The sequence below is a fragment of the Henriciella marina DSM 19595 genome (assembly GCF_000376805.1).
Taxonomy (GTDB): Bacteria; Pseudomonadota; Alphaproteobacteria; order Caulobacterales; family Hyphomonadaceae; genus Henriciella; species Henriciella marina.
In genome coordinates this window covers 2,656,348-2,677,200 of sequence record NZ_AQXT01000002.1, presented here as the reverse complement: position 1 = coordinate 2,677,200, position 20,853 = coordinate 2,656,348, and the positions used below count along the sequence as shown (strand labels likewise).

The window sequence follows — 20,853 nt, the reverse complement described above, 5'->3', positions numbered from 1 at the left end:
TTCACCAGAAGAAGACACGGCTTGACGCATAAGGGGCCGTGCCTATGTTGTGCCGCTTCCTCAAGGACGGGAGCCGTTGGATGAGCGCATCCCCACCAAGCGTCGGCGTAATCATGGGCAGTCAGTCAGACTGGCCGGTGATGAAGCTTGCCTGCGAGACGCTGGAGGCACTCGGCGTCGCCCATGAGGCACGCATCGTCTCTGCCCACCGCACGCCCGACCGGCTGTCGGAATACGCCAAATCAGCCAGGGATCGCGGCCTGAAGGTCATTATTGCAGGCGCAGGCGGCGCAGCCCACCTTCCCGGCATGACGGCCGCCATGACGCCGCTGCCTGTGCTCGGCGTCCCGGTCCAGTCGAAGGCCCTGAAAGGCATGGATAGCCTTCTGTCCATCGTTCAGATGCCAAAAGGCGTGCCTGTCGGCACGCTTGCCATCGGCGAATCGGGGGCCATCAACGCAGCCCTGCTGGCGGCGTCCATCATTGCCCTGCATGATAGCGAGGTCTCCACGCGCCTTGATGCTTACCGCAAGGCCCAGACCGACAGCGTTGGCGAGGCGCCGGAGGGATGAGCCCGCTGCCCGCTGGATCGACCATTGGCATCCTCGGCGGCGGCCAGCTTGGCCGCATGCTTGCGGGCGCCGCGGCGCGTCTCGGGTTTGACGTGGTCATCCTCGTCCCCGGCGAAAGCCCACCTGCCGCGCGTGTAGCTGCCCGCCACATCGACGCAGATTATGAAGATGAAGACGCGCTCAAGATGTTCGCCGAAGCGTGTGACGTCATCACCTATGAGTTCGAGAACATCCCTGTCGCCTCGATCGCGCATCTGACAACCCTCGGCGCGGACGTCCGGCCCGGCATCAAGTCGTTGGAAGTCTCCCAGGACCGCCTCTCGGAAAAGCAGTTCCTCAACGTGATCGGTATCGAGACAGGCCGCTTTGAGCCGGTCGACAGCGTCGAACAGCTCAAGACCGCACTTGAGGCGATCGGCGGAGACGGCCTCCTGAAAACGCGCCGTGACGGCTATGACGGCAAAGGTCAGGTCCGCGTTAGAAGCGTAGACGACCTGGCAGCGGCGTATTCCCAGATCGGCGATGCGCCCGCCATCCTGGAAGCGCTCGTGCCTTTTGAGCGGGAGATTTCAGTTGTCATTGCCCGCGGCGTCGATGGTCAGATGGCCGCTTACGACCCCAGCCGCAATGAGCACGAAAGCGGCATTCTCAAACGGTCCACCGCGCCATGCGGCCTGCCTGACGATGTCATCTCCCGCGCCATGGATCTTGCGGGAACGCTGGCCCGTGAGACGGGGCATATCGGTGTGCTCGCACTGGAGCTCTTCGTGCTGGAAGACGGCACATTGCTCGCCAATGAAATGGCCCCGCGCGTCCACAATTCAGGTCACTGGACCCCCGAAGCCTGCGCCACCGGCCAGTTCGAACAGCACATCCGCGCCGTCGCCGGCTGGCCGCTTGGGCCGGTAACGCGCCACTTCGATGTCGAGATGGAAAACCTGCTCGGCGAAGAAGCCCTCGCCCCTCCGCAAAGCTTTGCCGAAGGCACAATCCTCACCCTCTACGGCAAGCGCGACGCCAAACCCGCCCGCAAGATGGGCCATGCCGTCAGGCGGACTGGGCGCGCTTAGCGGCCCCTCGCGCTGGGTTCGGAGCAGCTTTTCGCTAAGCCGGGCCCCGCTGTCTCTCATAGTGGCCGGCAAGTGCGACGATCATGACGGCGAGGGCATGTCCCGCTAGACCGACAGTCCACCACATCGCCGGGACGGCCATGACAAACAGGTTCTGCTGGGTGACCCCGATCGCAAGGAAGATCAGCATGCCCAGTCCCCAGCTTCCCAGGTGAATCCAGAAGGAGAGCTTGAGCGCCGCAAGTCCCTCTGCGTGGGTTCGGACAGCCGCCTCCGCGGCTTCGGACTTCGCATCCACCGTCAGCGTCATGGCATCGACGTTGAAAGCAGCCGCCAGTGCCTTGATCGACTCACCAGAGGCCTGCTCGCCTTTCTCGATGCGCTGAACAGTGCGAAGACCAATCCCGGCAAGTTCAGCCAGGTGTTCCTGCGACCAGTGACGTTCCTCGCGCCAGCGTTTTATCTTCTCTGCATCGGCTTTGAACTGCATGATGGTCTCCCTCGCGGTTCCCTGTGTTTAAGCTGAACCGCAGTAAAGCCAAAACATGCTGCGTCAGGCCACGTCACCCGGCCGCCAGTTACCCGCCAGAGGCATGACAGCGCGACGCCATTTCAAAGACAGTGCGCGGGATGAGCCTAGTATTTGTACTTCACATTGAACCGCAGGATCCTGTCGAGGCTTTCGCTCTTCAAGGGCGGGTTGGACTCGTAGCGCACATCATAGGAAAGCCCCGCCTGTACATGGTCTGAGACATCCGTATTCATGCGCAGCGTTGGGTGCACAGTAGAGGTCGGCCCCGAGAAGTTGACCTTCGTATCGAGCTCCAGCGTCCAGTCTTCATCAATGAGCCAGTCGAACTCCGCCGCGCCATAAAGACCTATGGAGCCGACCGTGCCGTCCTTCTTCGCAATATCGAGAAACCGGTAACCCGGACCGAACTCACTGCGCAGCGTCATGGCCGCGCCTTGTATCAGGTACGCGCCCGCCCCGACGCCCGCAAATGCGTCAGTCTTGAACCCGGCAAAGTCATCACGCGCGAACGACCCGCGCACATAGCCGAAATAGGCATCGGTCCAGAGCGTATCGAGCTGGTAGGATGCGCCCCAATTGTTCTGGCTGTCGACCCCATTGGCCTCTGCCATGTTCGCATATGTCTCGAGCCGATGGATCTGCGAGCGGCGCTTCAGGTTGAGCTTGCCCTGCAGCCCGAGAAATAGCGTATCGGTATTGCCACTGGTTTCTGCTGCGCTCAGTGAGATCTCACCATTGCGGTCTTCCCAATAGTCTACCCGCTCGAACCGTGCCGGCTGCGGCGCTGGCACAACGACCGGCTGGATCCGCATTGGCTCAACCGGCAACTTCAGGTCTTCCACGATCGCATCGATTTTCTCGGCATGCTGCGGATAGGCCATCTTCGCAGCCGCCGTCACCGCCTCCAGCTGAACCGGGTCCTGCGTGTTCATCGCTGCTGATATCATCCGGTGAACAGCGCGCGGCAGCTCTTCAGCTTCGGGGCTGAGAATGGCCGGGGCGGCGCCGCCTGCGATTGCGGGCGCGAGAAAGAGGTCGAACATGCCTTCGATCCAGTGGTCTGATTGGGACGTTTCGGGCCCTCTTACCCGGCGTCTCCCCGCCCGCGCAACCTGTCCAGCAGCTCAAGACCCGGCTTCGCGATCTTCGAACCCCACTTGCCGAAGGTCATCGCATTCTCGAGGCGCTTCGCGATAAACGCGTCGAGGTCGGCTTCATCGGGCTCATTCTGCCAGTAGAGCACAATAGTCGGCAGCACCGCAGACAGAAGGCCGCGCTTGGTTTCCCGGTTATAGTCCGTCGCCGTGTCACCCGCCGCCGTCCAGATCGCATCGGCTGTCTTCCACGTCCGCTGGGCGGCGTCTGGCGCGTTCCATGGCAGGAAACCACGCGCAGCCGCACGCCTGACCGCCTCGCGGTGCGGCTCCAGCGCGCCCAGCCAGGCCCTGATGCCGGCTGCCACTTTCTCATGGGTGCGAAGCGCCGAGAGGTCCTGGGCCTCCAGCGCTGCCTGCATGTCCTCCTCGGCCCGGTCGAAGAAGCGCTCAAGCAGATCGCTGACGCCATTTGGGGCCGCCAGTGCGGTTTCTTCGGAACTTAATCCGGCCTCGCGCGCTGCTAGAGTAACGGCCTGATCCGTCCACCCCATGTCAGCCACATGCGGAAGCAGCGTATCGAGCCACTTATCCTGTAGTCGTATCGACGGGCGTTGTGCTGTCATTGCTGGCTCCGGGAGTAGGCAAGCTCAAAAATTGGTGTTATAGGCGCGCCTTCACAAGTATCTGATCACGCCAGACTATGTCTCAGTTGGCTCTACCGGCTGGGAAAACAAATGGAGATTTGAACATCGTACAGATCGTCGTCCGCGACAACAATGTCGAACAAGCCCTTCGCGCGCTGAAAAAGAAAATGCAGCGTGAAGGCCTCTTCCGGGAAATGAAATCCCGCACGCATTTCGAAAAGCCTTCCGAAAAGAAGGCTCGCCAGAAAGCAGAAGCTGTGCGCCGCGCTCGCAAACTTGCTCGTAAGCGCGCCCAGCGCGAGGGTCTGGCCTAGACACCAGCCCGCCTATCTGGCGTGAAATTGACCCCTTCGGCCCCGCCGGAGGGGTTTTTTCATGGGCGGCATATGTGGCTGTGACTCATGGTTCGACTTCGCTCACCATGTCGGCAAACACAGCGCGACATGGTGAGCGAAGTCGAACCATGGACTGGCTATTCATATCCGAAGCTCAAACCGGTCGTCGCTCTTGCGGAGATGGCTGGCGATAGACCCTCAGACCGCTGCGCGGTCGAGGGTGACGCCTTTATTGCGACGTAACTCAGTGCGCGCGAAGCGCGCTTCACCCTCAAGCCTTCGACTTCTTCCCCGGTATGATCTTGCCAATCCATTTGCCGATATCGCCGACACCTGCGCCGTGCACCGCGCCAGCCATGTAGACGCGCGCCGCGAGCCACAGGACCAGAAGCGACGACGCGATCATCAGCACAAGCAGGCCCGTAATCTCCCAGAGGGGGAGCACGGTCGGAATGCGCAGGATGAGCAGGAAGGGCGTGAAGACGGGCACCCAGCTCATGACTGAGATGATCGGCGACTCCGGGTCGGAAATCGCCACCGTGATCATGAACATTGGCACCATCAGCATGACGATCAGCGGGGTCATCAGCGTCTGGGCTTCCTGGATCGTGTCGCAGAGCGAGCCGAGCGCCAGGAAGATCGCGCCATACATGAGATAGCCAAGCACAAAGCTGAGCAGCGCCGGGATCAGAAGCTGGATATCGCCCACAGAGCCAAGCACCGTAAAGAGCGGCCCGCGAATACCCGGATCGATCATGTCGCCAAACACGGTTGCCATGATCGCGGTGCCAATCGCCCAGACCCCCATCAGCGTCAGCGCCACAGCCAACACGGCGAGCAGCTTGCCCGCCAGCATATGCGGCAGCTTCACCGATGTCAGAAGGCTATCAAAAATCTTGTTCGACCGCTCCTCTATCGTCCCCATGAGCAGATAGTTCACGACCGAAAAGATCAGGAACCAGAGCATGAAGGCCATCAGCACCGACGCATAGAAGGGCGCCCTGTCGTCCATCGTGACCTGCGACCCGGCTTCGGCCGAGGCGGGGCGGGCCCGGCGCTCGGTAATCGGGCGGGTGTCCTGCTCGGCCTGTCGCAGCAGAGCCGGATTGACACCAGCTGCCTCGAAGACCCGCCGCTCGGCCAGCGTCTGCTCTGCCGACTGGGCCCGGCGCAACAGCGTGTCGGAGGTGACATTCTCGCTCCAGTACTGGATCTCGCCGTCGCCGTCCGGAACGAAGATCGCGGCGAAAAGCGGCTGCGGGCCCTCGGGCGTCTCGATCTCACTGTCACCGAGAAGATAGGGGGTCAGCGCCTCCTGCGTGCTGGCGGGCGGGTCGATATAGACAAATCCAGCCTGCGGCAGGTCGATCGCCGGCGCCCCGGCACGTTCCAGGGCCTCTTCGACTGAGGCGCCCTCATCCAATGCCTCATCGAAGGTGGTGAGCGCCTCATTCGGGTCGCTTCCGCCAACAATGCTTGCCGGATCGAGGCTCAGCCTTGCGGTCGCGGCGCGCGTCTCATCCACCTCTGCACGAAGCGCGGTGGAGAAGGCATTGCCGGTTTCGACGACAGTGTAATAGCGCGTTGGCTGTGAGTTCTCAGCCCAGCTTGGCGCCATGATGCCCGCCGTCAGCAGGAGCGGCGTAAGAAGCAGGCCAAGCCAGAATCCCCAGGCCTGCACATAGCCAAGATAATCACGGCGCGCGACGAGATAGATGGAACGGATCATGCGGCTTTCCTTGCTGCATCGGCGGCAAGTGACTGGCGAAGGTCTTCGGCCTCTGCCTCGGAGACGAGCGAGACGAAGACATCGCGAAGCTTGGCATCTTCCGGCCGGAAACTCGTGATCGGCGCGCCCGCATCAATGGCGGCGCGCAGCGCATCCTGCGCATCCCTGCCCGCAGGCAGCCTGACCCGCCAGATATCGCCGCTGCGCTCATTGATCTCGAAACCTTTCGGCTTCAGTGCGGCATCAAGGTCAAACCCATCGGACACCCCGATCAGGACTGCTCGGCCAAGCGCCCCGAACGCCTCATCAAGTGTCCCGTCAAATACCTTCCGGCCGCGCGCCATCATGACGATGGAATCGCACAGCCTTTCGGCATGCTCCATGACATGAGTTGAAAACAGGATCGTGGCGCCGCGCTTGTGTTCCTCGATGATCATGTCTTCGAGGCCCTGCTGGTTGACTGGGTCGAGGCCGGAGAACGGTTCATCGAGGATCAGGAAATCAGGCTGGTGGGCAAGCGAGGCGAGGATCTGCACCTTCTGCGACATGCCTTTGGAGAGTTTTGACACACGTGACCGTGCAAATTCGCCAAGCCCCATTCGCTCCAGCATCTCATCGGCCCGCTTGCGGCTTTCGCTGGCGCCCATGCCTTTCAGGCGCGCGAAGTAGGAGATAATCGCCCGCGGGCTCATCTTCTTGTAGAGGCCGCGTTCTTCCGGAAGGAAGCCGACATGGCGCAGGCTCTCAATATTGGGCGGCGCCCCAAAGAGGTTCACCTGTCCCTCATCGGGGCTGAGCACGCCAAGCGACATGCGAAGACTGGTCGATTTGCCTGCCCCATTCGGGCCGAGAAACCCGACAATGCTCCCCTTCGGCACGCTCATGCTGAGATCGCGGACGGCCGTGAAGCTACCGAAGCGCTTCGTGACGGCGTCGAGTTCGAGTGGCGCAGGCCCCATAATCCCTCCAGGAAGCGAAGACTTCTCGACAATCGATAATCCAAGCGCCCGTTTCTTGGCTACCCCTTGCCAAGACTTAAAACAGCGCGCAGGCTCAATTCCATGAAGTCACCAATGGGGTTTTGGCACAATCAATTAAAACCGCGACACCGCACCAATCAGTTGATTGGGGGGGATCAACCAGTTTGTGATCCAGCCCAAGAGGCCGGCGTTGACCTCAACCGTATCGAGGCGGCGCTGAAGCGTCTCGACTTTGGCAAGTTCGGCTATTGCCTCTATTGCGGCGACGAGATCGGCTTTGGCCGACTCGATGGTGACCCCACCATTGAAAGCTGCGTGGACTGTTCGGACGCCTGAAAAGGCTCCGCACCGGAAGAAAGATTATCAATGACCTCGACCTGTTTCTGTGGCGGCGTAAGCGTCACGATCGACCGCAAGCCTGACTTCATTTTCGACTGTAATTGCAGCCTCTGTCGCAAGTCGGGCGGGGCATGGGGCTATTTCCCGCCAGCCTCGCTAACCACGAGCGGTCCGACCACCTCCTTCACCCGTACCGACAAACCGCTCGCCGCGGTCGAAGTCCATTCCTGCAAATCCTGCGCATCGACGACCCACTGGGTGCGGACGGACGCGTTCAAGCGCGAGCACGGCACTGACGACATGGTGGGCGTGAATATGCGCCTGTTCGACCCTGACGACCTGAAGGGCATCGAAGTCCAGTTCCCGGACGGCAAAAGCTGGATCGGTGAAGGCGCGTTCGATTTCAGGCGATCCGCTATCGCCATAAGTGATGGCGAACGCTGGTAAGCGCGCACGAGACGCTGCAAATGAGCGTTCCTTGCAACAGGTAGGCATGCCTGCACCCGACGCACGTTCCAGCCAGGCCTCTTGACCCCAATCGTATTTGACGATCCAGCGTCGTTGAGAAAGGCGTCACCGGGCTGGCGAGGAGTACAAGCATGTCTTTTGGGCAACGCGCGGCGGCACTCTTCCGACATTTTCTGCCTGCCCTTCCACCGGCCAGAAAGACAGAGGCGCTACGTGCATCCTTCGGCGCATTCGTGGGGATCGGGGTTTGCACCTTGTTCACCCTATTGCTGCCCGCGCCCTGGGATTTGCCTCTCTATCTCATAGCACCGCTGGGGGCATCTGCGGTTCTGGTCTTTGCCGTGCCGAACTCGCCGCTGGCACAGCCATGGTCTGCCATCATCGGAAATGTGGTGTCCGGACTTGTTGCTGTCGCCGTTGTCCTGCTTGCGCCGCCGGCCTGGGCGCCCGCACTTGCAGTCGGGCTGACCATTCTTTTCATGTTCCTGACAAAAAGCCTTCACCCGCCCGGAGGAGCCGTGGCTCTCCTCGCCGCAGTCGAACGCACAACGATTCTCGAAACCGGTTTCGCGTTTGCCTTCATCCCGGTAGGCGCCCTGACCGTGGCCCTGGTGCTGACCGGCATAGTCTATAACCGACTTACGGGGCGCGTTTATCCCTTCAGGCTTCCGCCAGAAAACAAGACCCGTGAGCTGCGTCTCGGACTATCGAGTGCGGAGCTCGCCGATCTGCTTCAACGCTTCAACCAGTCGCCCAATATGGGCATCGCGGATCTCAGCCGGTTGCTGGCAGCCGCCGAAGAAGAGGCGGCGCATCATCGTTTTGACGGCGTCAGCTGCAGAGATGTCATGTCCACCCCGCTTATTATGGTCCGTCCTGACGATCCACTCGAACAGATTATCAGGCTTTTCCGAACCCATGGCCTGAAGAGCCTGCCCGTCATTTCGGGTGATGGCCGTCTGACTGGCAATATAAGGGAAAGCGATCTCATTGAGGCCATTACTCAAGTAAAGCGCCCGAGCCGGTTGAAGAACGCTCAGGTCAACGCGGGTAGCCTCATGAGGAGACCAGATCCAACCGCGCCATCCTCAGCGCCTGTGGGCACACTGCTCAACCGCTTTGCGAAGAATGGCATTCAGAGCATCCTCATCACCGATGGCGATAAACCCGTCGGGATCCTGACACGCTCGGATATTATCGCTTTGCTATTGTCGGGCGCAGAAGAACGGGCGGAAGCCTGACAAGGCAAACTCAGCTGGTGGCCGAAAGCCGCATCAGCACCAGGCCAGACAGGATCAGCAGCGCCGCCGTCAGCCGCATCAGGTTCAGGCTTTCGCCCAGAAACATGACACCGAGCGCAAACGCCCCGACGGCCCCGATCCCCGTCCAGACCGTATAGGCGGTCCCGAGCGGCAGGACGCGCATCGACCAAGACAGAAGCGCAAAGCTGCCAGTCATCGCCGTCAGCGTGATGACGCTCGGCCAGAGCCGGGTGAACCCGGCCGACTGTTTCATGAAATAGGCCCAGACCACCTCAAGCAGTCCGGCAATAAAAAGGATGATCCACGCCAAGACATGCCCCCATCAGAAAAGTGCCGGGCCGTCCCGGACTTGTCTCCCATGAGGGCGCGGACGTGGCCTGCCTTTGTCGATTGTGGACGCGTCGATCCTAGTTCAGGCCTTCGCGTCCGATCGCGTAGAAGCGCTCACGCCGTTGGCGCTTCAATTCTGCAGGCGAGAGGCCTTCCAGGTCGCCGAGCGCTTTTTCGATTGTCTTGCCAGCCTGGCTGACAGCCCGCTGCGGATCGCGGTGCGCCCCGCCGAGCGGCTCTTTTACGACTGCATCGACGATTTTCAGCTTCAGAAGGTCTTCCGACGTGATCTTCATGGCTTCTGCCGCGTCGCGCGCCTTGGCAGAGTCGCGGTAGAGGATCGATGCGCAGCCTTCAGGCGAAATCACTGAATAGATGGAATGCTCCATCATCAGCACCTTGTTGGCCGCCGCAATGGCAATGGCCCCGCCAGAGCCGCCCTCACCGATAATCAGCGAAACCATCGGCACGGTCAGCGTCAGGCAGCGTTCGGTTGACCGCGCAATCGCTTCGGCCTGGCCGCGTTCTTCGCCGGCCTTGCCGGGAAATGCGCCTGCCGTATCGACGAAGGAGAGAACCGGCAGCTTGAACTTGTCGGCCAGATCCATGAGGCGCACCGCTTTGCGATAGCCCTCCGGATGCGCCATGCCGAAATTATGGCGCAGGCGGCTTTCGGTATTGCGGCCTTTTTCGTGGCCCATGATAACGACGCTCTGGCCGCGGAAAGTCGCAAGACCCCCGATAACCGCCTCGTCATTCCCAAAGACACGGTCGCCGGCGAGCTCCTGGAAGTCGTCGAACAGATGCTCGATATAATCACTGAAGTGCGGGCGTTCCGGATGGCGCGCAACCTGCGTCTTGCGCCATGGCGTCAGCGAGGAATACGTGTCCTTCAGCTGCTTGGCCGCCTTGTCCTTGAGCTTCTTCAGTTCATCGGAAATCGACGGACCTTCGCCCTGCTGGGACACCGCTTCAAGCTCGGCAATCTTGGTCTCAAGCTCGGCAATGGGCTTTTCAAAATCGAGATATGTCGTTGGCATGACGTTGAACCTAGTTCTGATTTGAGGCGATTCCTAGGCTGTGAAGCCGCCCTTGGCACGCTCGAAATACATCACATCCTCGCCATTGAAGCGGACGGTGCCTTGCTGGACATAGCCCATCTTCCCGGCAATCCTGATCGAGGCGGCGTTGTCATGGTCGATAATGCAGCAGCATTTCTCCTCGCCAGAGGCCTCATCCAGCCAGTCATGCGCCGCCTTCACGGCCTCGCTGGCATAACCCCTTCCGAACCGCTCCGGCGAAATCACCCAGCCACATTCCGGCACGCCCCAGAAGCTCGGCTCGGTCTCGCGGTGAAAGTCTGCAAAGCCGACCTCGCCGACAAAAGCTCCTGTCCGGCGCTCCTCAACCAGCCAGTAGCCATAGCCGAGCACCTCCCAGAGCCCCCGGTTGCGCAGCACATTGCGCGACCAGACATCCTGCTCGGAACGGGCCGTGCCGCCGATAAAGCGGATCGTCTCCGGGTGGCTCCAATGGGTCGCCAGCGCCCTGAAATCCGACGCCTCATGCGCGCGCAGCTTCAGTCGCTCAGTCAGGATGACCGGTACGGGCCGCGCGATCACCGGCGCGCGCCCTTCATCTGCTCCAGCATCGCCTTCATCGACGCGTGCACCGTCTCGATCGCCTTGAGGGGCCGCACCATGACCTTGAAATCGGTGATGAGACCATCCTCATCCCACTCGATCATGTCGATGCCGTTGACGTGCACCCCGTCCATCTCGGTTTCGAATTCCAGCACGGCCTTGTCACCGCAATCAAAGACCCGGACATAGCGAAAATCATCCCCGCCCAGCGTCTGCCCGGCTGCACCAAGATACATCATGGTGATCGCCTTGCCGCGCTGGGGCGTATGGACGATCGGGCTCTGGAAGACGACATCATCATGCAGGATGGCGTCCAGCGCGGCGGCGTCATGGGGACCATGAAAATAGTCCATCCAGCCCTGCAGGTTTTTCGAATACCCCGTCTTTGTGACCACGCGCTTGCCCCTTTATCTAACCACCCGTGACCGGACGCCCGATCAGGAATTCCGAATAGTCGTCGAAACAATAGCCCCGGCGCAAGACCCAGCTTGAAGGAACACCCGGATCGACGAAGATCATCTGGATCCGCCCCCATGTCTGGCGCGGTGTTCCTGTCTCCGGATCGGTGATCGAAAAGTCGCAGGCTGGCGCGCCAGACCCGTCAGGCTCTATCCAGAGACCGTAATAGACACCGCGCCCCGTCTGCTGCCCGGCAAGCTCCGGAATGAAGGCCACGCCGCGCTGCGCGCTGCCCGCAATCGGAAAGGTCAGCACCGCCTCGCCATTGGGCGTCTCATGGTCATAGACGACGGTGCCGATCTCGGTGCGCCACACCTCGCTCTGCTGGGCATGAGCAAAAGATGCAAGCGAAAGGGCCGCCAGCGCGGCCGGGAGGATGTGTTTCATGCGCTGCTCCAGGAGGCTGGCGGTCCGACTCCCCTTTAGGGGTTCAGACAATATGTGACCGGATAGACGACATTGACCAGCCGTACAGACCGACCGCCTTCCCGAGGCGGAGCAAACTGCAGACGTGTCGCTGCCTGATACGTCGGCGCATTGAACTGGGGCGCAGAACAAGCCGTCAGAATGTTCTGCGGCAGGCCAGACGTATCGACATTCATCAGGATCTCGCAGCGTCCTTCCTGGCCAGCGGCCTCTGCCCCGGCCGGATAGACAGGCTGCGGCGGTGCCAGCGGCTCTGCATCTGGCGCCGCAACCGCATCCGGCTCCGGCACACCGCCCAGCAATTCATCACCGCCGCTGCTCCTCGCCGAAGGGGCTTTTGCAAGACGGGCCTGCCAGCCATCTGGATAACGCAGCGTCGCCTGCGCCGCGCCCGGATGACCACAGGCTGCAATCTGTCCGGCCTGCGCAATTGGCGTTTCAGGCCGAGGATCGCTCATGACAGGGGCTGGACCCGGTGCGGGGCCATAGGCATTCGGATCAACCGCGCAGGACGAAAGTCCCGCCAGGATAAACGCGCCGGGCAGGATATGATGGAATTTCATGATGGGTCCTTTGTAGAAGGGTATCCGGGCCATCCTGATGAGACGGCCCAGCAGCTCAAACGATTATTCGCCCGGCCCCTCGGCCCCTTCGAGGCAGAAATTCATCGGCAGCAGGATATCAGCCGTCTCGGCCGTGTCCTGACCTTCAGCCGGCTCAAACTCGAGCGCTTGCAGCACCTCCGTCGCAGAGGCCGCAAATTGCGGCAGCGTACAGCTTGCCAGCACATCTTCGGTTTCACCTGCCGCGCTGACACTGAAAATGGTCTCACAGGCGCCCTCAATGCCAAGCGCATTGTAGAGCGGCGGATATTCGGGCGCGAGCGGGCCTGTCGGGACCGGCATGACGACATCGCCGCCCACCGGATTGGAAATCTCTACCCGCGCGTCCCAGCCTTCAGGCGCCAGCATTTCGACGACGGACCCGCCGCCGCAGGCCTCGATGTCGCGGTGCGCACTGAGAAGTTCCAGCTGCTCGCTGGTCAGCGGCTCATTGATGCGCTCATTCAGGGCATCGACCGTTTCCGGGTTGAAGCCGTGATAGTCCATCTGCGCGCTCGCAGCGCCTGCAAAGGCGGCGCCGGCGACTGTTATTGCAAGGATTTTTGATAGTTTGGTCATGCGGTGCACTCCGTGATTGCTCTTGGATACACCCCCGAGCCTAGCCCGAAGCGGACGCTTTTGCCAAATCCGGGTCCTTGCCGGCTACGTAATCGCGTGAGCGGCCATCAACTTCGCTTTCGGTCCAGCCAGCCCATTGCAGGCGTGGCTGTGATACCATGAATGATGACGGACATGAGCACGATCAGCGCGGCGATGGCCCATAGCCGCTCACTTGATCCGAACTCACCGTGATTGATACCGTAGGCGATGTAGTAAAATGATCCGATGCCGCGAATGCCGAAGAAGGAGATGAGGCCGCGCTCTTCGGCGCGATGTCCGGACCCGATCAGTGAAATCCATGCCGCCACTGGCCGGATCAGAAACAGAATGACAATCGCAACGAGATAATCGGTCCAGATGAGGCTATCGAGAAGCCCCGTTGTAATTGCGCCACCAAACAGGACGAGCACCAGCATCATCAACATGCGTTCAATCTGCGCGGAAAAGTCATGCAGGGCTTCATGAAATTCGTGATCGCGTTCGGTATTGCGCAGCACAAGTGCGGCGACAAACACAGCAAGAAATCCATAGCCATGGGCCAGTTCGGCGCCTGCATAGGCCACAAAAGTGGCGCCGATGGCGACAAGCCCGTCGCGTGTCACCGACAGTTTAGCGCCTGACCTGCCGAAGGTCATCCAGCCAAGCCCTCGTCCGATCAGCCAGCCGACGCCGATCCCCGCGCCAATCCGCCAAAGCACATCTTCCAGGAACCAGCCGCCCAGCATCGACGGGTCAGGCCAGCTCGACGCAGATGCCGCAGCCAATGCGAAGACCAGCGCGAGATGCACAAATGGAAATGCCAGACTGTCATTGAGGCCCGCTTCGGATGTCAGCCCGAACCGGACCTCGCCCCTGTCTCCCTCGCGGGGCTTTTCAACCTGTACATCTGAAGCCAGGACAGGGTCCGTCGGCGCCAGGGCCGCGCCAAGCAGCAACGCCATTGCCACCGAAAACCCCAGCGCATGGACGCCAAGCAGCGTCACGGTGAGGATCGTGATCGGCATCGCGATGCCAAGCAGCCGCCAGGTTGTCATCCAGGACCGCAGGCCGATCTTGCGATCTATCTTCAGGCCGGCGCCCATGAGGGAGATAATGACAACCGCTTCGCAGAGCTTTTCCACGATGGTGTCATAGGTGCGGGGATCTGGATTGAACCCGAGCCATCCGAATCCGAAAAGGGCGGCCCCCAGCGCCACACAGACGAGGGCGGCCGATAGGGGTATTAATTTCAGCGCCTGGGGAAGCCATGCCACCAGGAGCACGACAATACCCAGCCCCAACAGGAAGGCGATGTAGGGGTCAAACATATGGCACCTTCCATGCGTGGGGCCGGACCACCTTCATCGCATACACGGCCGCCCTCAGCAGGGCGGGCGAATGCTGGTGGACAGCAGTACTACCTGTTGTTGCCGATGTTTGTTCCCTGGGGGTGCCCGAAGCGTTCCGCGCGCCCTAACCCGCATAGGCTGCGGCGAGGTCCGGATCCTTGCCGGCAACCAGATCAGCGAGGTCGGAGATGACCTTGGCCTGTTTCCAGGTCGCGTCATCCTGCATCTTGCCGTCCAGCATCGCGACGCCTGTTCCGTCCGGCATCGCTTCCAGGATGCGGCGAGCGAACTTCACCTCATCCGGCGCCGGGCTGAAGACGCGTTTGGCGATCTCGATCTGGCTTGGGTGCAAACTCCACGTGCCAGAACAGCCGAGCAGGAAGGCATTTCGGAACTGCTGCTCACACGCCTCGGCATCGCCAATATCGCCAAACGGGCCATAGAACGCGTTGATCCCGGCCATGCGGCAGGCATCCACCATGCGCGCAATCGTATAGTGCCACGGGTCCTGCTGCGCGCTTTCGCGCTTGGAGCCGTCCTCATTGGGGTCGTCGACAACGCGGTAATAGGGGTGGCCGCCGCCAACGCGCGTCGTCTTCATCTTCCGGTCAGCAGCAAGGTCCGCCGGGCCAAGCGAAATGCCCTGCATGCGCGGAGAGGCCAGTGCGATCTCCTCGACCAGCGCCATACCTTGCGCGGTCTCCAGAATGGCGTGGAACAGGATCGGGCGCTTCAGGCCTGCCTTTGCTTCAAGCTGGGCGACATACTGGTCGGCAAAGTGGATATCCCATGGCCCTTCGACCTTGGGCAGCATGATGACATCAAGCTGCTCACCGGCTTCCAGGACCAGACGCGAGACGTCTTCCTGAAACCAGGGCGAGTTCAGCGGATTGACCCGGCTCCAGAAGCCCGTCCCCTTGGCCTGCCAGTCGACCATCTTGCCCATTTCGATCGCGCCATCACGGGCGGCATCCTTGGCATCGGCAGGAATGGCATCTTCAAGATTGGCCAGCACCACATCGGCTTGGGTCGCCATTTGCGGCACCTTTGCGCGGACCTTGTCGAGGTGCGGCGGCACGAAATGGATCATCCGCTCCAGCCGGACCGGCAGCTCCCGCATGGGGTCTGGCGCGCCGATGGCGAGCGGTTTGAAAAAATTCCGCGGTGTTTTCTGGCTCATCTTCATCCTCCTGTTGCGGCGCAACATATCCCGGCATGAATTGAGGTCAATTCAGCCGGGATAATCTGTGTAGAGGATGAAAGTCTATTCGGCGACTTCCGGGCCGAGGAGTTCAGTTTCGATGGCCAGCTCAAGCTCATCGGAAACCGCTGGCGTGGCATAGCCCATGCCCCAGTTGGAGCGCATCATCGTGCCGCTGGCCGAAAAGCCGGCCTTCTTGCGGCCCTGTGCATCCCCCACCTTGTTCAGCGTCACATCCAGCGTCACCGGGTGCGTCGTGTCCTTGATGGTGAGGTCGCCGGTCATCGTGCCGGTCTCGCCATCCTCTGTCTCAAAGGATGTGGCAACGAAGGTCGCTGTCGGGAAATCGGCAAGATTAAAGAGGTCTCCGGAGGCAAGATGGCCTTCGAACTTGTCGTCTTCCGGCGTGCCGACCCAGAAGCCGCCATCGGCCAGATTGAACGTGATTTCGATGGAAGAATTTTCCGGCGCGTCCATGTCCAGCATCAGCGTGCCGTCATAGTCGGTAAAATAGATCGATTGTTCGGAATAACCCTGATGGTTCCAGGTGGCGCTGATCGCCGTATGTGCCGTGTCGAACTCATAGGCCTCAGGCTCGGCCATCGCCGCCGGGGCCATGGCAATCGCGCCGGCAAGGCCAAGCGAGGCGACGGCTGTGAGTTTCGTTCTCGTGCGGGAAGCTTGCATCATTGTCATGGGCATTGGTCCTTTCTAGTGGCTGCAACGCCTGATTTAGGCCGGATAGCCACCACGAAAAGGAAAGGCGCCGGGTGGGGTCGCGCCTTCAGCCCTTCAAAATTTTCGGAAAGAGCAGCTTAATCTGGCGTCCCCGCCCGCTCGAATGCATAGGCATTGCGCCGAAATGCCGGCTCACCGTCCACGCTCACCATCTTCGTCATCTCGAAGACGTCAGGCGACAGGACATAGGTCATCTCGCAAGCGGCCTCCCGGCCATCATCCTCGCAGCCTGACTGGGTGACGAGGGTGATGCACTCGCCTGCCTGCTGGCGAGCCACCACGTTCTCACTGTTCAGTATCCGGCCATCTGCCGACGGTGTCAGCATGGAAGTATCATAGGCGGAAGGCTCGTCAGGGAAGTTGAGCTTCAGGCGAAGGCCCTCACCTTCTCGGTCCACTAGCAAGGTGGCAGGAATGGTGATGTCCTCATTCGGGGGGCTGTAATCTCGATAGATCAACGCGCCCGTCCACGCCCCTTCCAGCCTCGCAAGGTCTGACATATCGACGGTCGGCGCGGGCGCCGGCTCTGCAGCTTCGGGCATCTGGCTGCAGGCGGTTATCGCCCCGGCTGCGATGAGGCTCGTCACAAATCGCATACATGTCCCCTTTGGATGGTGGCTCTGTCTTCGCAGCGACGGGCAGGCCGTTTCGTGTCCGCACCGCGAGGATGCGCTAGCGTTCGAAACTATACTGGTGCCCGAAACGCTGTTCCTCCTCGCCAGCAATGCGGTAGGCTTTGGCAATCGAAAACGCGTTTTCGGAAATCTCGTAGAGGTATTCGCATGTCGCGATGTAACGGCCCTCGATGCACTCCTGACGGGTCAAGATGATCAGCCCGTCACCCTCGGGCTCGCGAACCAGAATACGCTCATCATTGATCCAGCTGCCATCTTCGGAGAATTCCAGCGGCGCGCTTCCATCGCCCTGTGGGGCACCGGGAAAAGAAAAATCGAGCGTCAGCGTCCGGTCATCGCGAGAGACCGAAAGGTCTGCAGGCGTCGTGCTCCGGCCGTCATCCCCATCAGGGTCTGCATAGACAAGCTGGCCTTGCCACCCATCACCCAATAACGGCTCGAAGTCATCGATGGAGACGCTCGGGGCGTCTGCAGCCGGTTCAACACGGGCAGGGCTTTCTTCAGGCGCAGGCGGTGCTGGCGGCGGCGGAAGCGTTCCGTCGTCATCGCCGCAGGCCACGAGAAGAATCGAGAGGCCAATCAGGCCAGGAGCATATTTCATCAGAGACGACCGTTACTTGCTTGGTGCCAATGCAGCGCCGCAAGACCGGCACGTCAATGGCGGCTAGCTGCGGCGTAGCTCCACAGTCTGGGCCTGACGCTCATATTTGAGGGCGCTCATGAAGAAGAGACCGCTCAGATAAAGCGCGACAATCGCTGTCACCGCCTCGACACCCCAGAAGATCACGCCGGTCACATGGAGCGCAAAAAGGATGAGCGCAGAGAGGCCCATCAGAAAGGCAGCCGAAATTTCAAACATGAAAATGCCTGCAACGGCGGCGCGTAAATATGCTGACACGAAGTTCACTCCCAGAAGACGCAACCACAACGGATCGTCCGTTCGCTGAATATGCGTCTATATTTTCTCGTTCACGAGTCTCTAAGCAAAATTTAATGCAGCAATCTGGCCGCGGCGCTGCCCCTTACCCATTCGACAAGGGATGGGACGTATCAAGCAGCTCCGCCAGCGCATCCGTCAGCACATGAGTATAGATTTCCGTTGTGGAAATATCGGCATGCCCCAGAAGCGTCTGCACGGAGCGAAGATCCGCCCCGCCCTGCAGGAGATGCGTGGCATAGGCATGGCGAAGCGCATGCGGATGCACCCGCGACGGCTTGATCCCTGCCTCGGCGCTCAGGCCATCCAATAACTGCCCCAGCCTCCGCCGAGTCAGATACCCTGCCTTGCCGCGTGAGGGGAAAAGATAGGCTGACGCTCCATTGGCCTTCAGGGTCTTCTTCGGCAGGCTGTCTTCGCGCACCTCCAGCCAGTCGGAGATCGCATTGAGCGCTGGCGTCCCCAGCGGACACAGCCGGTCCTTGCCGCCCTTGCCCCGCACGATGATGTCGCGCGTTTCCCATTGCCCGCCCTTGCGGCGTGGCAGATTGCCAAGCTTCAGGCTGACCAGCTCACTGACCCGCAAGCCCGCGCCGTAAAGCAGCTCCAGCAGGCAGCGAAGGCGCACATCTTCGCCGCAGGCATCGATCAGCTGCTCAACCTCTTCTCGGCTGAGAACGTCCGGAATATCGCGCCCGGCTTTTGGGCCTTCGAGTTTTGAGGTCGGGTCGTCCTTGCGGTCGCCCTCTTCAAAGAGAAACCGGAAAAACCGCCTGAGAGACGAGAGCTTCCGCGCCTGCGTCCGCGCCGCCAGACCCTGGGCGCCGAGCGAAGCCACATAGCGGGACACATCTTTTGCGTCCGCGCGCGTCAGCTTGCCGCGAAGGCCATCGGAGGCATCCCGCAGATCCCTGCCATAGGCATCGAGCGTATTGGGAGAGGCGCCACGCTCGGCGCTCATCATTTCGAGAAAGGCATCTATGCGGGCGGCGTCGCTCATGGATTTGAGTGTGCGCCTTCGATGCTTAACAGGGCGCTTAAACGCGAAAACGGGCGCCAGTTTGGCTGGCGCCCGTTCATCGCTTCAAAAACACCGTCCAGACACCGCCCAGACACCGTGGCGACACCGTGAAAAACGGGGTTTTTACTCGGCCGGCGTGTCGGAAGGTTCCGACTTGTCCACCACCGGATGGCCATGATCCGGGTCATCATTCAGCTTGTGCATCGCCACCACGACCCCCGAAAGCGCCAGGATGGCGATCAGGTTCGGGAAGGCCATCGACGCGTTCGCAATGTCCCCGAAAAGCCAGAGCGCATCGGTATTGGTAATGACCGCACCGCCAAAGACGACAATGACCCAGATGTAGCGAAATGGATGCGTTGCCCACTCGCCTACAAGGTAGGTGACCGCCTGCTCACCATAGTAGGACCAGCCGATAATGGTGGTGAAGGCGAAGACAAAAAGCGCAATGGTTACAATCCACTCGCCCCCGGGAAGCGCCGCGCCATAGGCCCGCGCCGTGATACCGGACGACTCTGCATCGGTCTCGTAGACATAGCGAACATCATTCAGAACGGCCGCATCGGTCGACGCCGCGAGCGCCTTGTCGAAATAGGCCTGCTCTGCGGCCGCCCCGGCATCGCTCGGAAGATCCGATGCCAGACTTAGGCCGTTGGTGCGGCACTGCTGAAGGAAGGCCGATGCCTCGTCGCCGCGCGCGGTGATGATCTCGCTTCTTCCCTCTGTATAGGCAGACGGGAAGAGGTCCTCCACACCGGTGCCCGCAGGCAAGGTATTATAACCTTCCTCCACACACTGATTGGCTGCGATCAGCGCCGGACTGCGGGTGAAGTCCCCCGTGACCGTCAGGATCACCAGCGCCGTCATCGTGCAGATCACGATTGTATCGATGAAGACACCGATCATGGCGATCTCACCCTGCTGGACGGGGTTCTTGGTCTGCGCGGCAGCATGCGCGATCGGGGCAGAGCCCTGACCCGCTTCGTTCGAGAAAAGGCCGCGCGCAATACCGAAGCGGACCGCCTGCATCATGCCATAGCCGGCGGCGCCGCCGACCACTTCCTGAAGGCCGAACGCCGACTTGAAGATCACTGCAAAGGCGTGCGGGATCTCAGATGCGTTAAGGATCAACACGACCAGCGCGCAGAGCACATAAGCCGCCGCCATTACAGGAACGACCTTGCCTGCAACGCTGCCGATCGACTTGATGCCACCAATAATGACCGCAAAGACCAGACCCGCAATCGTGACACCGATCAGCCAGGCCGGAATGGAGAAGCCGAAATTGCCCCGCGCCGTCTCAATGGCGGTCTGCGTGATCGAGTTGGACTGGATCATCGAGCCGGTGGCCGCAGCTGAAAACAGCGTACCAAGACAGAAGATAACGGCCAGCCAGGTCCATTTCTTTCCCAGCCCGTTCTTGATGTAATACATCGGGCCGCCATTGATGCGGCCATATTCGTCTGTTTCGCGGTACTTCACCGCAAGTGAGCTCTCGGCAAATGCCAGCGCCATCCCGAGAAGCGCGGTGATCCACATCCAGAAAATCGCGCCGGGCCCACCCATCGCGATGGCTGTCGCCACACCTGCAAGATTACCTGTGCCGACCTGGCCGGACAGCGCCGTTGAGAGGGCCTGCCAGGGTGTGATCGCGCCGTCATCGCCTTGTGACTTGCGACCCTGCCAAACCTCGGCGAGGGCTGGCACGAAGCGCCGAACGGGCCGCCCGCCCAAGCGCACCATAACAAAGAGACCGGTTCCCAGAAGGACGATGGCCAGTGGACCAATCTCACCCGGAATGACGACCGTTTCGCCCCATGTGCCGCCCCAGATAAATCCAGCGACATTCTCGATCAGCGTGACAAGCGATTCCATAGCCCCTCC

The 20,853-nt window shown here is 60.9% G+C and carries 26 protein-coding genes; 6 read left to right on the top strand and 20 right to left on the bottom strand.

Features of this window, described 5'->3' with window-relative positions; genetic code table 11:
- The first annotated feature begins 80 nt into the window (after positions 1-80).
- Both purE and F550_RS0113355 read left to right on the top strand, forming a co-directional pair.
- Positions 81-572, top strand: a complete 492-nt coding sequence (gene purE / locus F550_RS0113360; protein WP_026180775.1) for a 5-(carboxyamino)imidazole ribonucleotide mutase — start codon at positions 81-83, stop codon at positions 570-572.
- Positions 569-1,642 carry a 5-(carboxyamino)imidazole ribonucleotide synthase gene (locus tag F550_RS0113355; protein ID WP_018149076.1) on the top strand — a complete coding sequence of 358 codons (1,074 nt, stop codon included), beginning with the start codon at positions 569-571 and terminating at the stop codon, positions 1,640-1,642. The genes purE and F550_RS0113355 overlap by 4 nt, the downstream gene beginning before the upstream one ends.
- Before the next feature lie 34 nt (positions 1,643-1,676).
- Here F550_RS0113355 and F550_RS0113350 read toward each other — a convergent pair whose 3' ends face one another.
- The 3 genes from F550_RS0113350 to F550_RS0113340 all read right to left on the bottom strand — a co-directional run bounded on the left by F550_RS0113350 (position 1,677) and on the right by F550_RS0113340 (position 3,894).
- Positions 1,677-2,132, bottom strand: coding sequence for a helix-turn-helix domain-containing protein (locus F550_RS0113350; RefSeq protein WP_018149075.1), 456 nt, complete (start codon positions 2,130-2,132; stop codon positions 1,677-1,679).
- 146 nt (positions 2,133-2,278) lie between these two features.
- Positions 2,279-3,217 (bottom strand): DUF481 domain-containing protein, encoded by a 939-nt coding sequence (locus F550_RS0113345; protein WP_018149074.1) that lies wholly within the window; start codon positions 3,215-3,217, stop codon positions 2,279-2,281.
- A 41-nt stretch (positions 3,218-3,258) separates the two neighbouring features.
- Positions 3,259-3,894 (bottom strand): COQ9 family protein, encoded by a 636-nt coding sequence (locus F550_RS0113340; protein WP_018149073.1) that lies wholly within the window; start codon positions 3,892-3,894, stop codon positions 3,259-3,261.
- A 77-nt stretch (positions 3,895-3,971) separates the two neighbouring features.
- On the opposite strand from F550_RS0113340, the gene rpsU reads away from it, so the two are divergent.
- Positions 3,972-4,229 (top strand): 30S ribosomal protein S21, encoded by a 258-nt coding sequence (rpsU, locus tag F550_RS0113335; protein ID WP_051076837.1) that lies wholly within the window; start codon positions 3,972-3,974, stop codon positions 4,227-4,229.
- A gap of 292 nt (positions 4,230-4,521) precedes the next feature.
- Here the strand turns inward: rpsU and F550_RS0113325 are convergent, their stop codons facing one another.
- Positions 4,522-5,979, bottom strand: coding sequence for an ABC transporter permease (locus F550_RS0113325; protein ID WP_018149070.1), 1,458 nt, complete (start codon positions 5,977-5,979; stop codon positions 4,522-4,524).
- The gene (locus F550_RS0113320) at positions 5,976-6,938 is read right to left on the bottom strand and encodes an ABC transporter ATP-binding protein (protein ID WP_018149069.1); all 963 of its coding nucleotides are present in this window, start codon (positions 6,936-6,938) and stop codon (positions 5,976-5,978) included. The genes F550_RS0113325 and F550_RS0113320 overlap by 4 nt, the downstream gene beginning before the upstream one ends.
- A gap of 102 nt (positions 6,939-7,040) precedes the next feature.
- Between F550_RS0113320 and F550_RS17885 the strand changes: the two genes are divergently transcribed.
- The 3 genes from F550_RS17885 to F550_RS0113305 all read left to right on the top strand — a co-directional run bounded on the left by F550_RS17885 (position 7,041) and on the right by F550_RS0113305 (position 9,007).
- Positions 7,041-7,295, top strand: a complete 255-nt coding sequence (locus F550_RS17885; RefSeq protein ID WP_156807938.1) for a TraR/DksA family transcriptional regulator — start codon at positions 7,041-7,043, stop codon at positions 7,293-7,295.
- Between the two features lie 30 nt (positions 7,296-7,325).
- Positions 7,326-7,745, top strand: coding sequence for a GFA family protein (locus tag F550_RS0113310; protein ID WP_018149067.1), 420 nt, complete (start codon positions 7,326-7,328; stop codon positions 7,743-7,745).
- Between the two features lie 152 nt (positions 7,746-7,897).
- On the top strand, positions 7,898-9,007 hold the full coding sequence (locus tag F550_RS0113305; protein WP_018149066.1) for an HPP family protein: 1,110 nt from the start codon (positions 7,898-7,900) through the stop codon (positions 9,005-9,007).
- Positions 9,008-9,017: 10 nt separating this feature from the next.
- Here the strand turns inward: F550_RS0113305 and F550_RS0113300 are convergent, their stop codons facing one another.
- The 15 genes from F550_RS0113300 to F550_RS17880 form a co-directional block, all read right to left on the bottom strand.
- On the bottom strand, positions 9,018-9,338 hold the full coding sequence (locus tag F550_RS0113300) for a DMT family transporter (protein ID WP_018149065.1): 321 nt from the start codon (positions 9,336-9,338) through the stop codon (positions 9,018-9,020).
- A 97-nt stretch (positions 9,339-9,435) separates the two neighbouring features.
- Positions 9,436-10,398 (bottom strand): acetyl-CoA carboxylase carboxyltransferase subunit alpha, encoded by a 963-nt coding sequence (locus F550_RS0113295; RefSeq protein WP_018149064.1) that lies wholly within the window; start codon positions 10,396-10,398, stop codon positions 9,436-9,438.
- Between the two features lie 33 nt (positions 10,399-10,431).
- A complete protein-coding gene (locus F550_RS0113290; protein WP_018149063.1) occupies positions 10,432-10,980 on the bottom strand; it encodes a GNAT family N-acetyltransferase in 549 nt (182 codons plus the stop codon).
- Complete coding sequence (locus F550_RS0113285) at positions 10,977-11,354, bottom strand: nuclear transport factor 2 family protein (protein WP_018149062.1); 378 nt, start codon at positions 11,352-11,354, stop codon at positions 10,977-10,979. The genes F550_RS0113290 and F550_RS0113285 overlap by 4 nt, the downstream gene beginning before the upstream one ends.
- Positions 11,355-11,412: 58 nt before the next feature.
- Entirely contained in the window at positions 11,413-11,847 is a 435-nt protein-coding gene (locus F550_RS0113280; RefSeq protein WP_018149061.1) for a hypothetical protein, read from the bottom strand.
- 35 nt (positions 11,848-11,882) lie between these two features.
- Entirely contained in the window at positions 11,883-12,449 is a 567-nt protein-coding gene (locus F550_RS0113275) for a TonB family protein (RefSeq protein WP_026180771.1), read from the bottom strand.
- Positions 12,450-12,512: 63 nt separating this feature from the next.
- On the bottom strand, positions 12,513-13,067 hold the full coding sequence (locus F550_RS0113270; protein WP_018149059.1) for an energy transducer TonB: 555 nt from the start codon (positions 13,065-13,067) through the stop codon (positions 12,513-12,515).
- Positions 13,068-13,174: 107 nt separating this feature from the next.
- Entirely contained in the window at positions 13,175-14,416 is a 1,242-nt protein-coding gene (locus F550_RS0113265; protein ID WP_018149058.1) for a cation:proton antiporter, read from the bottom strand.
- A gap of 145 nt (positions 14,417-14,561) precedes the next feature.
- A complete protein-coding gene (locus F550_RS0113260) occupies positions 14,562-15,617 on the bottom strand; it encodes an HpcH/HpaI aldolase/citrate lyase family protein (protein WP_018149057.1) in 1,056 nt (351 codons plus the stop codon).
- Between the two features lie 84 nt (positions 15,618-15,701).
- Positions 15,702-16,334 carry a YceI family protein gene (locus tag F550_RS0113255; protein ID WP_018149056.1) on the bottom strand — a complete coding sequence of 211 codons (633 nt, stop codon included), beginning with the start codon at positions 16,332-16,334 and terminating at the stop codon, positions 15,702-15,704.
- Positions 16,335-16,453: 119 nt separating this feature from the next.
- Positions 16,454-16,972, bottom strand: coding sequence for a hypothetical protein (locus F550_RS0113250; protein ID WP_018149055.1), 519 nt, complete (start codon positions 16,970-16,972; stop codon positions 16,454-16,456).
- A gap of 76 nt (positions 16,973-17,048) precedes the next feature.
- Entirely contained in the window at positions 17,049-17,612 is a 564-nt protein-coding gene (locus F550_RS0113245; protein ID WP_018149054.1) for a hypothetical protein, read from the bottom strand.
- Positions 17,613-17,675: 63 nt separating this feature from the next.
- Entirely contained in the window at positions 17,676-17,909 is a 234-nt protein-coding gene (locus tag F550_RS0113240) for a hypothetical protein (RefSeq protein WP_156807937.1), read from the bottom strand.
- Between the two features lie 124 nt (positions 17,910-18,033).
- Positions 18,034-18,948: a tyrosine recombinase gene (locus F550_RS0113235; RefSeq protein WP_018149052.1), complete on the bottom strand. Its 915-nt coding sequence runs from the start codon at positions 18,946-18,948 to the stop codon at positions 18,034-18,036.
- A gap of 144 nt (positions 18,949-19,092) precedes the next feature.
- The gene (locus F550_RS17880; protein ID WP_018149051.1) at positions 19,093-20,844 is read right to left on the bottom strand and encodes an alanine/glycine:cation symporter family protein; all 1,752 of its coding nucleotides are present in this window, start codon (positions 20,842-20,844) and stop codon (positions 19,093-19,095) included.
- Positions 20,845-20,853 lie beyond the last annotated feature (9 nt).

What these genes read in the sequence shown, in the direction of transcription:
- purE (WP_026180775.1), top strand. Translation starts at nt 81, where the DNA reads ATGAGCGCATCCCCACCAAGCGTCGGCGTAATCATGGGCAGTCAGTCA.
- F550_RS0113355 (WP_018149076.1), top strand. Translation starts at nt 569, where the DNA reads ATGAGCCCGCTGCCCGCTGGATCGACCATTGGCATCCTCGGCGGCGGC.
- F550_RS0113350 (WP_018149075.1), bottom strand. Translation starts at nt 2,132, where the DNA reads ATGCAGTTCAAAGCCGATGCAGAGAAGATAAAACGCTGGCGCGAGGAA.
- F550_RS0113345 (WP_018149074.1), bottom strand. Translation starts at nt 3,217, where the DNA reads ATGTTCGACCTCTTTCTCGCGCCCGCAATCGCAGGCGGCGCCGCCCCG.
- F550_RS0113340 (WP_018149073.1), bottom strand. Translation starts at nt 3,894, where the DNA reads ATGACAGCACAACGCCCGTCGATACGACTACAGGATAAGTGGCTCGAT.
- rpsU (WP_051076837.1), top strand. Translation starts at nt 3,972, where the DNA reads ATGTCTCAGTTGGCTCTACCGGCTGGGAAAACAAATGGAGATTTGAAC.
- F550_RS0113325 (WP_018149070.1), bottom strand. Translation starts at nt 5,979, where the DNA reads ATGATCCGTTCCATCTATCTCGTCGCGCGCCGTGATTATCTTGGCTAT.
- F550_RS0113320 (WP_018149069.1), bottom strand. Translation starts at nt 6,938, where the DNA reads ATGGGGCCTGCGCCACTCGAACTCGACGCCGTCACGAAGCGCTTCGGT.
- F550_RS17885 (WP_156807938.1), top strand. Translation starts at nt 7,041, where the DNA reads ATGAAGTCACCAATGGGGTTTTGGCACAATCAATTAAAACCGCGACAC.
- F550_RS0113310 (WP_018149067.1), top strand. Translation starts at nt 7,326, where the DNA reads ATGACCTCGACCTGTTTCTGTGGCGGCGTAAGCGTCACGATCGACCGC.
- F550_RS0113305 (WP_018149066.1), top strand. Translation starts at nt 7,898, where the DNA reads ATGTCTTTTGGGCAACGCGCGGCGGCACTCTTCCGACATTTTCTGCCT.
- F550_RS0113295 (WP_018149064.1), bottom strand. Translation starts at nt 10,398, where the DNA reads ATGCCAACGACATATCTCGATTTTGAAAAGCCCATTGCCGAGCTTGAG.
- F550_RS0113285 (WP_018149062.1), bottom strand. Translation starts at nt 11,354, where the DNA reads ATGGACTATTTTCATGGTCCCCATGACGCCGCCGCGCTGGACGCCATC.
- F550_RS0113280 (WP_018149061.1), bottom strand. Translation starts at nt 11,847, where the DNA reads ATGAAACACATCCTCCCGGCCGCGCTGGCGGCCCTTTCGCTTGCATCT.
- F550_RS0113275 (WP_026180771.1), bottom strand. Translation starts at nt 12,449, where the DNA reads ATGAAATTCCATCATATCCTGCCCGGCGCGTTTATCCTGGCGGGACTT.
- F550_RS0113270 (WP_018149059.1), bottom strand. Translation starts at nt 13,067, where the DNA reads ATGACCAAACTATCAAAAATCCTTGCAATAACAGTCGCCGGCGCCGCC.
- F550_RS0113265 (WP_018149058.1), bottom strand. Translation starts at nt 14,416, where the DNA reads ATGTTTGACCCCTACATCGCCTTCCTGTTGGGGCTGGGTATTGTCGTG.
- F550_RS0113260 (WP_018149057.1), bottom strand. Translation starts at nt 15,617, where the DNA reads ATGAGCCAGAAAACACCGCGGAATTTTTTCAAACCGCTCGCCATCGGC.
- F550_RS0113255 (WP_018149056.1), bottom strand. Translation starts at nt 16,334, where the DNA reads ATGACAATGATGCAAGCTTCCCGCACGAGAACGAAACTCACAGCCGTC.
- F550_RS0113250 (WP_018149055.1), bottom strand. Translation starts at nt 16,972, where the DNA reads ATGCGATTTGTGACGAGCCTCATCGCAGCCGGGGCGATAACCGCCTGC.
- F550_RS0113245 (WP_018149054.1), bottom strand. Translation starts at nt 17,612, where the DNA reads ATGAAATATGCTCCTGGCCTGATTGGCCTCTCGATTCTTCTCGTGGCC.
- F550_RS0113235 (WP_018149052.1), bottom strand. Translation starts at nt 18,948, where the DNA reads ATGAGCGACGCCGCCCGCATAGATGCCTTTCTCGAAATGATGAGCGCC.
- F550_RS17880 (WP_018149051.1), bottom strand. Translation starts at nt 20,844, where the DNA reads ATGGAATCGCTTGTCACGCTGATCGAGAATGTCGCTGGATTTATCTGG.